This is a genomic window from Haematomicrobium sanguinis DSM 21259, from assembly GCF_000688395.1.
GTDB classification, from domain to species: Bacteria; Actinomycetota; Actinomycetes; order Actinomycetales; family Micrococcaceae; genus Haematomicrobium; species Haematomicrobium sanguinis.
In genome coordinates this window covers 23,286-36,669 of record NZ_JIAG01000012.1, presented here as the reverse complement: position 1 = coordinate 36,669, position 13,384 = coordinate 23,286, and the positions used below count along the sequence as shown (strand labels likewise).

13 protein-coding genes are annotated in these 13,384 nt (G+C 61.3%); 6 read left to right on the top strand and 7 right to left on the bottom strand.

Annotated elements, in window-relative coordinates; translation table 11 throughout:
* Positions 1–9: 9 nt before the first annotated feature.
* From O148_RS0111080 to glmS, 3 genes are all read right to left on the bottom strand, one after another.
* Positions 10–1,545 carry a bifunctional ADP-dependent NAD(P)H-hydrate dehydratase/NAD(P)H-hydrate epimerase gene (locus O148_RS0111080; RefSeq protein ID WP_026530968.1) on the bottom strand — a complete coding sequence of 512 codons (1,536 nt, stop codon included), beginning with the start codon at positions 1,543–1,545 and terminating at the stop codon, positions 10–12.
* 9 nt (positions 1,546–1,554) lie between these two features.
* A complete protein-coding gene (locus O148_RS0111075; RefSeq protein WP_026530967.1) occupies positions 1,555–1,905 on the bottom strand; it encodes a holo-ACP synthase in 351 nt (116 codons plus the stop codon).
* A gap of 184 nt (positions 1,906–2,089) precedes the next feature.
* The gene (glmS, locus tag O148_RS0111070) at positions 2,090–3,973 is read right to left on the bottom strand and encodes a glutamine--fructose-6-phosphate transaminase (isomerizing) (protein ID WP_026530966.1); all 1,884 of its coding nucleotides are present in this window, start codon (positions 3,971–3,973) and stop codon (positions 2,090–2,092) included.
* Between the two features lie 230 nt (positions 3,974–4,203).
* Between glmS and coaA the strand changes: the two genes are divergently transcribed.
* Together coaA and mscL are read left to right on the top strand one after the other, a co-directional pair.
* A complete protein-coding gene (gene coaA, locus O148_RS0111065; RefSeq protein WP_026530965.1) occupies positions 4,204–5,154 on the top strand; it encodes a type I pantothenate kinase in 951 nt (316 codons plus the stop codon).
* 93 nt (positions 5,155–5,247) lie between these two features.
* Positions 5,248–5,625, top strand: coding sequence for a large conductance mechanosensitive channel protein MscL (gene mscL, locus O148_RS0111060; protein ID WP_026530964.1), 378 nt, complete (start codon positions 5,248–5,250; stop codon positions 5,623–5,625).
* Between the two features lie 62 nt (positions 5,626–5,687).
* On the opposite strand, the gene O148_RS16220 is transcribed toward mscL, so the two are convergent.
* Positions 5,688–6,383, bottom strand: a complete 696-nt coding sequence (locus tag O148_RS16220) for a TetR/AcrR family transcriptional regulator (RefSeq protein ID WP_035745899.1) — start codon at positions 6,381–6,383, stop codon at positions 5,688–5,690.
* Positions 6,384–6,510: 127 nt separating this feature from the next.
* Between O148_RS16220 and O148_RS0111050 the strand changes: the two genes are divergently transcribed.
* Positions 6,511–7,443 (top strand): Rossmann-fold NAD(P)-binding domain-containing protein, encoded by a 933-nt coding sequence (locus O148_RS0111050; protein WP_026530963.1) that lies wholly within the window; start codon positions 6,511–6,513, stop codon positions 7,441–7,443.
* 42 nt (positions 7,444–7,485) lie between these two features.
* On the opposite strand, the gene glmM is transcribed toward O148_RS0111050, so the two are convergent.
* The 3 genes from glmM to rplM form a co-directional block, all read right to left on the bottom strand.
* The gene (glmM, locus tag O148_RS0111045) at positions 7,486–8,832 is read right to left on the bottom strand and encodes a phosphoglucosamine mutase (protein ID WP_026530962.1); all 1,347 of its coding nucleotides are present in this window, start codon (positions 8,830–8,832) and stop codon (positions 7,486–7,488) included.
* A gap of 144 nt (positions 8,833–8,976) precedes the next feature.
* The gene (rpsI, locus tag O148_RS0111040) at positions 8,977–9,483 is read right to left on the bottom strand and encodes a 30S ribosomal protein S9 (protein WP_026530961.1); all 507 of its coding nucleotides are present in this window, start codon (positions 9,481–9,483) and stop codon (positions 8,977–8,979) included.
* A 36-nt stretch (positions 9,484–9,519) separates the two neighbouring features.
* The gene (gene rplM, locus O148_RS0111035; protein WP_026530960.1) at positions 9,520–9,963 is read right to left on the bottom strand and encodes a 50S ribosomal protein L13; all 444 of its coding nucleotides are present in this window, start codon (positions 9,961–9,963) and stop codon (positions 9,520–9,522) included.
* A 462-nt stretch (positions 9,964–10,425) separates the two neighbouring features.
* On the opposite strand from rplM, the gene O148_RS0111030 reads away from it, so the two are divergent.
* The 3 genes from O148_RS0111030 to O148_RS0111020 are packed head-to-tail and all read left to right on the top strand — an operon-like array spanning position 10,426 to position 13,360.
* Positions 10,426–11,475 (top strand): efflux RND transporter periplasmic adaptor subunit, encoded by a 1,050-nt coding sequence (locus tag O148_RS0111030; protein ID WP_026530959.1) that lies wholly within the window; start codon positions 10,426–10,428, stop codon positions 11,473–11,475.
* Positions 11,472–12,191 carry an ABC transporter ATP-binding protein gene (locus tag O148_RS0111025; RefSeq protein ID WP_035745896.1) on the top strand — a complete coding sequence of 240 codons (720 nt, stop codon included), beginning with the start codon at positions 11,472–11,474 and terminating at the stop codon, positions 12,189–12,191. Before O148_RS0111030 ends, O148_RS0111025 begins: the two co-directional genes overlap by 4 nt.
* Entirely contained in the window at positions 12,188–13,360 is a 1,173-nt protein-coding gene (locus O148_RS0111020; RefSeq protein WP_026530957.1) for an ABC transporter permease, read from the top strand. Before O148_RS0111025 ends, O148_RS0111020 begins: the two co-directional genes overlap by 4 nt.
* The last annotated feature ends 24 nt before the right edge of the window (positions 13,361–13,384 follow it).

The window sequence follows — 13,384 nt, the reverse complement described above, 5'->3', positions numbered from 1 at the left end:
ATTGTCGGACTAATCGGAAGCGAGTTCGCTGGCGGCCAGGATGGCCTCCCGGATGGCAGGAATCAGATCGCTCGCGCCAATGGGAACCCGGTTGTTAGCACTGGCAATGAATGCCGCATCGGAATGGAGCCTGGACGCCAGTGCCGCACGAGTGAGTGGTGAAGGCAGCTGATCCCTCGCACTCAGCGCACCCATGATCCCAGCTTGCACGTCTCCGCTGCCCGCGGTAGCAAGCCGAGCCGTCGCGGACTCCTGCACAGCAACCCACGGCGATTCCGGAGATGCCACAATCGTGGTGAAGCCTTTGAGCAACACAGCCGTCCCCGTAAGCTCCATTGCCTTACGCACCCAATATAGGGGTCGCGTCATGACCCCGTGAGCGCTGACGTCTTGTCCTGACCGAGCGCTCATCAGGCGTGCAAGTTCACCGGCATGCGGGGTCAGTATGGTGTTTACGCGCTGCGGCTCGGGAACGTCGGAAAAGAGTTCGATGGCCCCGGCATCCAACACAATGCTGCGGGCGCGGGCGATTGCCTCAATGGCAAGAGCGCGCGTCTCGGCGATATCAAAATCGACGCCTGGTCCCACCACCAGCGCATGCGGAGATTTCTTTGCTGGACCCAGAACCGTTTCGGGGTGCGCCTGCACCACCATCCTGCCGACGGTCTCTGGACCGTTGTAGCACAGCATTCCCACACCGGTTGCCAGCGCCGCCCCGGTGCACAATATACCCGCGCCAGGGTACTTCTCGCTCCCGGCCATCAATTCGAGCACGCCGTAGGTGTACTTGTTATCGGTGCGTGCCGGCTCGTCAAAGGCGTGCGCCAGGTCGGCGGACCTGACCGAAACAGCGGCCTGATACCCGGCGGGCACGCTCATGTCCAGCCCAATGTCGACGACCGAAACCGTACCGGCATGCGCGGCCCCCGGATCTACCCACAGCCCCAGCTTGTGCGCACCAAAGGTCACCGTGTGATCTGCCCGCAACACCGGTGGCGTCACTTCGCCAGAATCGGCGTCGATTCCAGAGGGCAGATCACACGCGATCACGGTAAACGCGCGAGAGTCCTGCGGCTCGCCCTCGTGGCGCAGCGCCCGCACCAGATCGGCGATAATCCCGTCGAGTCCGCCTCGAGCGCCGGTTCCCAAAACGCCGTCCACCACAATTTCACTCGACTCACACGCGGCGACCGCGCGCTCCAAGGTGTCCGCGCGCAATTCCAGTACGTCGCCACCGGCCGCTTCAAAGTCAGCCAGCGCTTCGGGATGCGCCGCCGAAAAGGCGAGTATCGCCGTCGTACTTAATCCCGAACGCGCCGCCTCGGCGAGCGCAAAGAGCGTGTCGGCCCCGTTATTGCCTTTGCCCACGAGCCCGCTCACGCGCACTTCCCCGGCGGGGTCTGCGTTGCGCGCGCTCTCGGTGAGTTCGCGGATGCGCGCGAAGAGTCCGTGCGCGGCGCGTGCCATCAGGTGCGGGCCCTCGCCGGCCTCCAACAGCGGCCGTTCGGCTTCTCTGATCTGGGTTCCGGTGTAGGCGTCCTGCATGGGTAATCCTTAGGATTCGGCGATGACCATTGCGGTTGCGAGGTCGCCGTCGTGGCTGAGGGACAGGTGCCATTGCTTGACGCCCTTGGCGCGTTCGACCTCCGCGACGCTCTCGATCGTTTCGACGAAGGGGTCGCCGTGCGCGTCGACGCTGATCCAGCAGTGCTGCCAATTCATGCCGGCCGGGGCGCCGAGCGCTTTGGCGACGGCCTCCTTCGCGGCGAATCGGGCGGCGAGCGAGCGCGTGTTGAGTTCGCGTTCCGCGGGGGTGAAGAGCCGTGTGACGAGACCTGGGGTGCGCTCCAATTGCTTCCGGAACCGTGGTACGTCCACCACGTCGATGCCAATGCCTACGATCATGCTTCCACCCTATCCTCATCTGTGTAGCACTTAATGCCCATGTTTGTGCTCGGCATGGGCATTAAGTGCTACACAGATGAGGAACGACGGCGGGAGGTCGCCTGATCAGGCGACCTCCCGGGAGCGTGTGGTTCAGTGGGCGGGGTTGACGTGCGCCCACCTCAATGGGGTGCGTTGCGGAGTGTTACTCGACGGTGACCGACTTGGCGAGGTTGCGCGGCTGGTCGACGTCATAGCCCTTTGCGGTGGCGAGCTCGCAGGCGAAGATTTGCAGCGGTACCGTGGCCAGGAGCGGTGCGAGCAAGGTCGGCGTCTCGGGGATGTAGAAGACGTCTTCGGCGTAGTCGCGGACGGCGTCATCGCCCTCTTCGGCAATAACAATCGTCTTGGCGCCGCGGGCGCGGACTTCCTGGATATTGGAGACAACCTTGGCGTGCAATGAGTCGCGGCCACGCGGCGAGGGCACCACCACGAACACGGGTTGCCCCTCTTCGATGAGTGCGATCGGGCCGTGCTTGAGCTCGCCAGCAGCAAAGCCTTCGGCGTGGATGTAGGCAAGTTCCTTGAGTTTCAGGGCGCCTTCCATGGCGACCGGGAAGCCGACGTGGCGGCCCAAGAAGAGCACGGACTTGGTGTCCGCCATGGAACGGGCCAGGTCCTTGATTTCGTCCTCGCGGGCCAGGATGTCCTCGATCTTGGCTGGAATCTTGCCGAGGTCGGCCAAGATGTCCTTGATTTCGCCCTGGAACTTGTTGCCGCGCAGCTGAGCCAGGTAGAGGCCCAGCAAGTACGCGGCCGTGATTTGCGCGAGGAACGCCTTGGTGGAGGCCACCGCGATTTCCGGGCCCGCGTGGGTGTAGAGCACGGCATCGGATTCGCGCGGAATGGTGGAGCCGTTGGTGTTACAGATTGCGACCACCTTAGCGCCCTGTTCGCGAGCGTAGCGCACGGCCATGAGAGTGTCCATGGTTTCGCCGGACTGCGAAATCGCGACGATCAGGGTGCGGTCATTGACGATCGGGTCGCGGTAGCGGAACTCGTGCGAAAGCTCGACCTCGACCGGGATACGGCACCAGTGCTCAATGGCATACTTGGCGACTTGGCCCGCGTAGGCGCTGGTTCCGCAGGCGAGGACGATGATCTTGTCGATGTCCTTGAGCTCTTCGGGATCGATGCGCAATTCATCGAGGGTGAGGCGGCCGTCGGCGTCGGCGCGGCCCAGCAGAGTGTCGCCGACGGCGGCCGGCTGGTCATGAATTTCCTTCTCCATGAAGGACGGGAAGCCGCCCTTTTCCGCGGCGGCCGCGTCCCAGGATACGTTGAATTCGGTGCCCTCGGCGGGGTTGCCCTCGAAGTCGGTGATCTCCACGCTGTCCGGAGTGATAGTGACGACCTGATCCTGTCCAAGCTCCACAGCTTGACGGGTGTAGTCGATGAAGCCGGAGACGTCAGAGCCGAGGAAATTTTCACCCTCGCCGAGACCCACCACGAGCGGCGAGTTACGGCGTGCCGCCACAACGGTGTTCGGCTGGTCCTCATGAATGGCGAGAAGGGTGAATGCGCCCTCAAGCTTTTGGCATGCTTTCTGCATCGCTTCGGTGAGCGAGATGTTGTTGTTGGAGTAAATATCGCCGAGCACATTTGCGGCGACCTCGGTGTCCGTCTCCGAGGTGAATTCGACGCCCTTGGCGAGGAGCTCTTCCTTGAGTTCGGCGTAGTTTTCGATAATGCCGTTGTGAATGACGGCGAGCTTCCCGCCGTCGGCCAGATGCGGGTGCGCGTTCTGATCGGTGGGGCCGCCGTGCGTGGCCCAGCGGGTGTGGCCGATTCCGGTCAACGCCTCGGGAAGCGGGTTCTCATCGAGTTCGGCCGAGAGGTTCGCCAGTTTGCCGCTCTTCTTGCGGCTCTGGACGCCGTGCTGAGTCAAAACGGCGACACCTGCGGAGTCATATCCGCGGTATTCCAGGCGACGAAGGCCTTCCATGACCACATCGAGAGCACCTGGATGCCCGGCGCTCTTGCTTGCATTGGCGTCCACCACGCCCACGTATCCCACAATTCCACACATAGTATTCGATTTTACCTGGCGCGAGGCTCCACCCTTGACCGAGGGTGCGCCAGGTCACGTTGCGCCTCGAGCCCTGCCCATTGTTCGCGAGTTGCCACTTGCGACGGGATACGCGCGGCCTAAAGCGTTGGACGTGGCAACTCGCGGTGGAGGAGGGGGCCGTTTTGATATTGGCTGTGCGCCCGTGCAGAATTCCAATGGTGAGCGACGCGAAACCGACGACGGGCCCGATGAGTCAGGCAGACAGCCATGTCACGCCCTTCATGGAATTGGACCGTGCGGCGTGGGCTCGGCTTGCCAATCAGTTAGAGCAACCGTTTAACTACGATGACCTGGCCCGGATCCGGGGCTTGGGCGACCAACTGGACTTGGCCGAAGTGCGCGAAGTGTATTTACCGCTTTCCCGCTTGTTGAGCCTTTATATCGACAATGCTCGGCAACTGCACGCCGACACCTCCGCGTTCTTAGACGCCAGCAATTCCCGAGTACCTTTTGTCATTGGCGTGGCCGGTTCGGTCGCCGTCGGCAAATCGACGACGGCACGCCTTTTGCAGGAGATGTTGCGCCGCTGGCCCGGGAGCCCGAACGTAGAACTCGTCACGACAGACGGGTTCCTCTACCCCAATGCGGAACTCGAGCGGCGCGGGCTGATGCAGCGCAAGGGCTTTCCCGAGTCTTACGACCGCCGAAAACTGTTGCGCTTTGTCTCTGAGGTGAAAAGCGGCGCCGAAGAAGTACGTGCGCCACAGTATTCTCACCTGGTTTATGACATTGTTCCGGGGGCCGAAACCGTCGTCAGACGACCCGACGTGCTCATTGTCGAGGGCTTGAACGTGTTGGCGCCGGCTCGGGTGCGCGCCGATGGCAAGTCCGGGCTCGCGCTAAGCGACTTTTTTGATTTCTCTATTTACGTGGACACTAAGACGTCCTACATAGAGCAGTGGTATATCCAGCGGTTTAAGTCCTTGCAAAAGGGTGCTTTCGCGGATCCAGACTCCTACTTCCACCGGTATGCCTCGCTCAGCGATGAGGAGGCAGTCGAGACCGCGACCCGCATTTGGCGCACCATCAACCAACCGAACCTGGAGCACAACGTGTTGCCCACTCGCGGGCGCGCGACCCTAGTTTTGACGAAAGAAATTGATCATTCGGTTCGCCGAATTCTTTTGCGCAAGACTTAGTGAGTGCACTACCCAAATGCGTTGCTTAAAGTTTCTCGAAAATTTTGCCTGTATATACTCGCCAAGGCATACGTGGCGCGGTAATCTGGCCTCATGATTCAGGGATTCAAGAATTTCATCATGAAGGGCAACGTCATTGACCTTGCCGTCGCTGTCGTCATGGCTTCTGCATTCGGACTGGTTGTTACCGCAATTGTGGAAGGCCTCATCACGCCACTTATCGGAAAACTATTCAATGCCAACGGCATGGCCGAGATGCAATGGGAAGGCTTCATGTACGGCCGGGTCATTGCTGCCGTGATCAACTTCCTCCTTGTTGCCGCCGCGGTGTACTTCATCATTGTCGTTCCGATGAACAAGATGATCGAAGCCCGCAACCGCCGTCTTGGCATCGAAGAGGAAGAGGAAGCAGCCGATCCGCAAATCGTACTGCTGACCGAAATCCGCGATTCGCTTCAAGCACGGCAATAATCCGCGTCATTTACTCCAAAAGCGAGCGGGGTTGGGATTCATTTCCCGGCCCCGCTCTTCTTTTACTCCTTTCCGAGCAATCGGTCCCACCACATGTCCATGACCGCTTCGAAATACTCTGCGTAGTTTCCTACGGCGTTGACGAAATGCCCGAACAGTTCAAACGAGATGAGTCCGTAGAGCTGGTTCCACGCCGCGATCCCAACCGCGAGTACATCGGGATCAGCATCCGGCATTGCCGCACGCAAGGGAGCGATACCGTCGATAAGCTGCGTACTGGCTTCCACTCTGGGCGCTTTCGGGCCGCGGGATCGCGCCTCGACGATTAGGGCCAGCATGAGCTCGCCCACGCGGCTGGCCGGAGCGACGGTGTCTTGCGGCGCTTGATAGCCCGGGATCGGCGTGCCGTAGAGAAGTGCAAAAAGGTGCGGGTTGTCGACAAAGAACTCCCGGGTGGCGCTCGCCAGCACCCGCAACCGGACCCGAGGAGTTTCCTGGCCATGGGCGCCCACCGCCGCGGCCACCACATCCGAGATCGCATTGAATCCGTTAATGATCAAATGCGTCAGAAGAGCATCCGAGCTTTCGAAGTAACGGTAAATGGCTGATGGGGCCATCCCGAGGTCGCGGGAAATGGCCCGTAATGAGAGACCAGGAATTCCGCCCTCGCGCAACTGCTCCCCGGCAATCTCCTCAATGCGCTCCAATGTGCGCGCCCTAGCTTCGGCGCGAATCCCCTGCTTCGGCGTAGAAGTCATCCCTCCATTGTGCCCAACGTGAGCATTCGACACAAATGTGAGCAGTGCTCTTGTTTAAGAATCCGAAGCACCCTAGACTCACATTTGTGAGCAGTGCTCACAAACACTTTGAACTCAAGGAGACCACATGAAACACCTCATCATTGGCGCCGGACCTATCGGCCGCAACGCGGCGAAAGCACTCCTGAACCTCGGCGATTCCGTCACCGTCGCGACTCGCTCCGGCACGAGCGTGCCCGGCGCTCGGTCCATGTCGCTCGACGCGAGAAACCCAGAATTACTCAAGCCCGCGGCCACCGGGCAGGACACGATCATCGTGGCAACAAACCCGCCTTATCCCGCGTGGAAAAAAGAGTGGCCGTCACTCATCGACTCGGTCATAACAGCGGCACAGTCGTCCGGCTCCAATGTGGTGCTCATGGGGAACCTCTACGCCCTGGACCCCACCTCTGGCCCCATGACAGAAAGCAGCCCGCTGCTCCCCCGCGAATCCAAAGGAGAAGTACGCAAAGCCATCTGGGAACGGCTACTCGCAGAACAGAAGCGCGGAACTATGAGAGTCGCCGAGGTGCGCGCCAGCGATTACTTCGGCCCCGGCGCCGGTTCCAGTGCACATTTAGGGGACATGTTCTTCAAACCGTTGCTCGCCTCGAAAAACGCCTACGGCGTCGGCAAACAAGAGATTCCCCATGCCTGGGCATACCTTCCGGACATCGGCGCTACGATTGCAGCCGTGTCACGCCGCGACGACACCTGGGGCACGGCGTGGCTGGTGCCGCACGCAACCCAAGACGACCGCGTCACGCTGGCAGGCAAAGTGAACGGCCTCGCTGGCACCAGCGGTACCGCACGCGCCGTCCCGCAGTGGGCGCTTTCAGTCATGAGCTGGTTCAGCCCCATGACCCGAGAAATCCTCAAAAGCTCCTACCAGTTCCGCGAGCCGTTCCTGGTGGACTCAAGCCTCAGCGAGCGAGCTCTTGGGCTCGCAGCGACACCCCTCGAGGAAGCGCTTGAAGCGACCATTGAGTCTTATCAATCGGCGGCGAAAGCGAATATCTGAACCACCCAACGCAGATGTGCAAAACACCCGCGCGAGGACACACTAAATCGCGAGCTGCGCCTCCACAACGCGTGCCAACCGCTCAGCGACGCCCATCGCGGTGTCCTCATCGGCCGCCTCGACCATGACGCGCACTACCGGCTCGGTCCCGGAGGGACGCAGCAACACCCGTCCGCTCTCCCCGAGCTGGTTCTGCGCGTCTAAGACTGATTCTTGCACCGCGACGTTACTTCCAACCGCGGCCTTGTCCACGCCTTTAACGTTGATCAGCACTTGCGGAAGTTTGGTCATGATGGTGGCCAGGTCAGCCAGTGAGCGGCCGGTTCGCGCGACCTGAGCCGCCAGATGCAACCCGGTCAGCACGCCGTCACCGGTCGTCGCGAACTCACTCATGATGACGTGCCCGGACTGCTCGCCGCCCAAGGTGTAATCGCCGGCTCGCATCGCTTCAAGGACGTAACGGTCTCCCACGGCGGTTTCGCGAAGCGAGATTCCGGCCTCCCGCATGGCCAATTTCAGGCCCAAATTGCTCATGACCGTGGCCACCAAGGTGTTGTCTTTCAAGTGACCCGCCGCGTTCATCGACACCGCGAGGATAGCCATGATTTGGTCGCCGTCGATCACGGCGCCGGTGTGATCGACCGCGAGGCAACGGTCCGCGTCGCCGTCATGAGCAATACCCAGGTCAGCGCCCTCAGCGACAACCCGCTCCTGCAACGGCCCTAAATGGGTGGATCCGTATCCGTCGTTGATATTCACGCCGTCCGGATCGGCACCGATGACAATCACTTGAGCACCAGCATCGGCAAACACCTGCGGCGAGCATCCGCTCGCCGCACCGTGCGCGCAATCCAGAACAATCTTCAAGCCCTCGAGGCGATTGGGCAGCGTGGACAAGAGGTGCAAAACGTAGCGATCCTCCGCGTCCGCAAAACGCTGAATGCGACCCACCGACGCGCCGGTCGGCAACAGGGGACCCGAGGACATTTGCTCTTCGATCGCGTCCTCCAACTCATCCGAGAGCTTTTTCCCTCCGGCGGCCAAAAACTTAATGCCGTTATCCGGCGCGGGGTTGTGGCTCGCGGAAATCATGACCCCGAAGTCCGCGCCCAGGCTACCCACCAAATAGGCGGCTGCGGGAGTTGGCAACACTCCGGCGTCGTACACGTCAACACCCGAGGAGGCGAGCCCGGCCTCCACGGCCGCCGCAATGAACTCCCCGGAAATGCGCGGATCCCGCGCCAACACCGCAGTGGGCCGAGCCCCCGGCTCCACGTGGTTATGCCCCAACACTACGGCGGCCGCTTGCGAGAGCTTCAACGCCAAGTCTGCCGTCAACACGCCGTTTGCGAGCCCACGAACCCCATCGGTACCAAAGAGACGAGCCATGATTCAACTTTCTAGTTTCCGGGCGCGCCAGCCGCCCCCCAGCTACAGACGCATTTCTATGAGTTTAACGCGACACAGCCTGCACCCCAGAAAATTGGGGCACAGGCTGTGCGGCTATATGTATGAGTAGTGCACGAGCACCGATTAACGCTTGGAGTACTGAGGCGCCTTGCGGGCCTTCTTCAAACCAGCCTTCTTACGTTCCTTGATGCGTGCATCGCGGGAGAGGAATCCAGCCTTCTTCAGGCCCGGACGGTTGTTCTCCACATTGATTTCGTTCAATGCGCGGGCAACACCCAAGCGCAGAGCGCCGGCCTGACCGGAGGGTCCGCCACCGGAAATGCGGGCAATAACGTCATAGGCGCCATCGAGATCGAGAATCTTGAACGGTTCCTTGACTTCCTGCTGGTGCAGTTTGTTCGGGAAGTAGTTGTCCAGTTCGCGGCCGTTGATGGTCCACTTGCCGGAGCCAGGGATCACGCGGACGCGAGCAATGGCTTCCTTCCGGCGGCCAACAGCGCCACCGGCAACGGTGAGGGCCGGGCGTTCCTTGGCGACAACGTCGGTTTCGGTCGAGGACTCCGAGGTGTAGCTGGTCAGCTCTTCCTCGGTTTCGTTGACCTCTGGGTTGAGCTCTTCAGTCTGAGCCACTTTTTCTCCTAGATATTGGTTTCAGGTGGCCGGAGCTTACTGAGCTACCTGGCTGATTTCAAAGGTCTTCGGGTTCTGAGCTTGGTGCGGGTGCTCAGCGCCGGCGTAAACCTTAAGCTTGGACAGTTGCTTGGCGGCAAGGGAGTTCTTCGGGAGCATGCCCTTGATCGCCTTTTCCACGGCGCGAACCGGGTTCTTTTCGAGGAGCTCGGCGTAGTTCACGCTCTTGAGGCCGCCCGGGTAACCGGAGTGGCGGTAAGCGCGCTTCTGCTCAAGCTTGGCGCCGGTCAGGGCAACCTTCTCGGCGTTGATGATGATGACAAAGTCGCCCATGTCTTGGTGGGGCGCAAAGGTTGGCTTGTGCTTTCCGCGCAGCAGTGTTGCGGTCTGGCTGGCAAGCCGGCCTAGGACAACGTCGGTGGCGTCAATGACGTGCCACTGACGATCTACGTCGCCTGGCTTCGGAGTGTACGTACGCACGTGTTTGCCTTCGTTTCTTAGGTATTCAATGGTGGCGCGGAAGCCGCGCCGAACGGTCTTGTGCGCTCATCGGATCAAGAGGTGAGGACTCTTGGATATCCAACATCCAGTGCTTCGCGCAAGACATCCGCGTGATCATGGCCGACGCAACTAGGCCGAACGCGGGGCTCCAATGGAAACAGGATTGGCACAACAGCACTTAATCTTACTAGTTGCGCGCTAAACAGGTCAAAACGCCCAGGCGACCAGCAATCTCAGGTGCCATTGACACCTCAGGCGAGCAACGCCGTCGTGCTTCTCCTTGGTCTCAATTCGGCAACGTTGCCGTGACACGAACCCACTACCTATTGTGCATTCCGTAATAGTGCGCTTAGTGTAATGACTGCGAGGGGGCGGCGCGGTAACCGGCACACCCGGCCCGCCGTCCCAATCGCGCCAAACGAACTCAAAGGAGAGCCGCTCGTGTTCAAAAAGGTGATATTCCCGGCGTTTTGGGCGATCGCGGTCATCGCAATCGCGGCCGCGCTGCTCAAGCTCGCGTTCTTTGGCGACGATCCCAGCGCGCAGGTGCAGGCGCAGCCGCAAGTGGGGCAGGCGGCCGCCGCGATTCCGGTCAGCCGCGGCGACATTAAGAACGAGGTGACCGTCAAGGGCACGGTGCAAGCCGATCCCGCAGTGCCCGTCAAGAGCACCGCCGAGGGCGAGGTCATTTACTTTTATGTGGCGCCGGGCACTCAAGTGCAGGTCGGCACCCCGCTTTTTCAGGTGCGCAAACCGGTCGAATCGCCAAGCGGGGCGGGCTCGGAGGCGGGCACCGAGGCTGGCACGGAGGCTGGCAGCGAGCCAACCGGTCCGACCTTCCAGTACCTCGACATCTATTCGACCGCGAACGGCACGGTTGCCCCATTCGACCTGCTGCTCGGCCAAACGGTGAGCATCGGCTCGGACGCAATGAGCATCAACCCGGGCACCTTCACCGCGAGCGGGCAGCTCACCTCGGACGAGCAATTCCGCCTCTTCAACAAGCCCACCACCGCGACGCTTACGATCCGCGGCGGCCCGGCGCCCTTTGAATGCAAGGGGGTGAGCATTGGCGAGGCGAAACCCAGCGACAAGGAAGCCGCGCCGCAGCCTGCGGGCATCGAGTACGGTCCGAGCGGGCCCCAACCCGTTGACACCGCTGCGGTGACCGGCTCCGTTTCCTGCCCCATCCCCGCCGAGGCCGCGGTGTTCGCGGGTCTCGAGGCGGAGATCGCGCTCACCGCGGGCGAGGCAAAAAACGCGCTCTTGGTGCCCACCACGGCTTTGCTGGGCGGCGCGGGTTCCGCGCAAATTTGGGTGATGGACGACGGCGATACGCCCCAAAAGCGCGAGGTGACAGTTGGCATCAACAACGGTGAGCAGGCAGAAATTACCGAAGGGCTGAGCGAGAGCGACATGGTTTTGCAGTACGCGCCCGGCGAGCCGGCGCAAAACGATCCGAATGGCCAAGGCATGGTGTACGGCGGATGAGCACGCCGATCTGCGAGGTTCACGATGTCACCCGGACCGTCGAGCTGATCGACCAGGATCCGTTGCACATTTTGCGCGGGGTCTCGCTCACTGTAGCGGAGGGCGAGCATATCTCGATTCAGGGGCGTTCCGGGTCCGGGAAGTCGACGCTGCTGAATATCTTGGGGCTGCTCGACTCCCCGACCTCCGGGTCGGTCAGTATTTTAGGTAAGGACACGGCGCGGATGCGGGAGAAGAAGCGTGCGCAGTTGCGCGGGCGTTCGGTGGGGTTTGTGTTTCAGCAGTTCAACCTGTTGCCAGGGCGGACAGCGCTCGAACAGGTCAGTATGCCGCTCTTTTATGATTCGGGGCCGGGGTTTTATCGCCGTGCGGATCGGGCGCGGGAACTGTTGGAGAGTGTGGGACTTGGTGAGAGATTAGGCGAGTTGCCGAAGAAACTCTCCGGCGGCGAGCAGCAGCGGGTGGCAATTGCGCGGGCGTTGGCGCGGCGGCCGCGGCTGATTCTGGCCGATGAGCCGACCGGTGCGCTAGATATTGGTACCGGTCAGGAAATTATCGACATTTTGGAGGCCGCCGCGGCCGGCAGCAATGCGGCGCTCATTACGATTACCCATGATCCCCATGTAGCCGCCCGCGCCGACCGCGGTTTCCGGTTAGAAGACGGGAAATTGCACCCCATTGAGCTTGGCGTGCCTTTGGAAGAGGTGTCGCGATGACGGCGCTCTTGTCCACGATCGCCGAGGCCTGGCAAGAGGTGCGGGTGCACCGCGGCCGCATCATTCTGGCGCTCAGCGGGGTGGCGCTGGCGGTCGCGATCCTGTGTTCGGTCTTTGCGATGGGGCAGATCTCCACCGCGGCAACCAAGTCCGCGATGGAGAAGCAAAACGGACGGGCGGCAACGATTATGGTGCAGCCGCCCTCCGCTGCACAGTCCTCGCAACAGGTGTCAGAGAACTTTGCCGGAATCGTGGAGCGCTATCAGGTCAAGTACTGGAGCACGGAATTGAACGGCCAGGTGACGTTCCAGTTTCCCGATGGCACGCGCTCCACCCAGACCTCGTTTGGGGGTGGCGACTACAACACGGTACTGACGGTTGCGATGAAGAAGGGGGCTTGGTTTTCCTCGACCGATGCGCAACGGATGGCCCCTGCGGTGATCGTGAATGAGACGATGTATGACCTTCTTGGCCAGCCTGCGTTAGATTCCAATCCCTCGATCACGATCGCGAGTCCGCGCGAGATGACCGGGGTGATTGTGGGTGTCGCGAAGAACCAGTATCAGTATGACCCCATTAGGGCTTATATGCTCCAGGGCCAGGCCGAGGCAGTGTTCCCGATCAAGCAGTCGCAGTTTGCGAGCCTGCGCATGTGGGTCCCCACCGATCGAGCCGACGAGTTGACCGCACAAATGAGTGCTGAGCTGACGCCCACGGGGCAAAACGTGCAGCGCGTCGATTACCTCTCCTATGGTGACCCCTTCCTGGCTATGCAACTCACCATTGCTGCCATTGGCGTCCTGGTGTTGCTCCTCGGCGCGGTGGGACTGCTGAACATCAATCTCGTGACGATCAAGTACCGGGTGGCGGAGATCGGAGTGCGCCGAAGCTTCGGTGCGACAACCGGCCGCATTTTCGCCGGCATCATTCTCGAATCCGTGGTGGCAACGTTCCTGGCTGGCATGGTGGGAGTTGTCTTTGTGGTGCTGCTTTATAAGAGTCCGCTGTTGCCCACCATACTGGCCGGTACGGGTGCCCAATTGCCGCCCTTTCCCATCGAGGCGGCGATCGTCGGGGTGGTTTCGGCGACCGTGGTCGGCGCGCTGGCAGGATTGCTCCCCGCGCTCTACGCCGTGCGCGCCAAAGTCATTGACGCGATCCGGGTCTAGGATTCTTGACGGTCCGTTAACGTT

Excerpts from the sequence above, each read along its gene's own strand:
- O148_RS0111080 (WP_026530968.1), bottom strand. The coding sequence starts at position 1,545 with ATGCAGGACGCCTACACCGGAACCCAGATCAGAGAAGCCGAACGGCCG.
- O148_RS0111075 (WP_026530967.1), bottom strand. The coding sequence starts at position 1,905 with ATGATCGTAGGCATTGGCATCGACGTGGTGGACGTACCACGGTTCCGG.
- glmS (WP_026530966.1), bottom strand. The coding sequence starts at position 3,973 with ATGTGTGGAATTGTGGGATACGTGGGCGTGGTGGACGCCAATGCAAGC.
- coaA (WP_026530965.1), top strand. The coding sequence starts at position 4,204 with ATGAGTCAGGCAGACAGCCATGTCACGCCCTTCATGGAATTGGACCGT.
- mscL (WP_026530964.1), top strand. The coding sequence starts at position 5,248 with ATGATTCAGGGATTCAAGAATTTCATCATGAAGGGCAACGTCATTGAC.
- O148_RS16220 (WP_035745899.1), bottom strand. The coding sequence starts at position 6,383 with ATGACTTCTACGCCGAAGCAGGGGATTCGCGCCGAAGCTAGGGCGCGC.
- O148_RS0111050 (WP_026530963.1), top strand. The coding sequence starts at position 6,511 with ATGAAACACCTCATCATTGGCGCCGGACCTATCGGCCGCAACGCGGCG.
- glmM (WP_026530962.1), bottom strand. The coding sequence starts at position 8,832 with ATGGCTCGTCTCTTTGGTACCGATGGGGTTCGTGGGCTCGCAAACGGC.
- O148_RS0111025 (WP_035745896.1), top strand. The coding sequence starts at position 11,472 with ATGAGCACGCCGATCTGCGAGGTTCACGATGTCACCCGGACCGTCGAG.
- O148_RS0111020 (WP_026530957.1), top strand. The coding sequence starts at position 12,188 with ATGACGGCGCTCTTGTCCACGATCGCCGAGGCCTGGCAAGAGGTGCGG.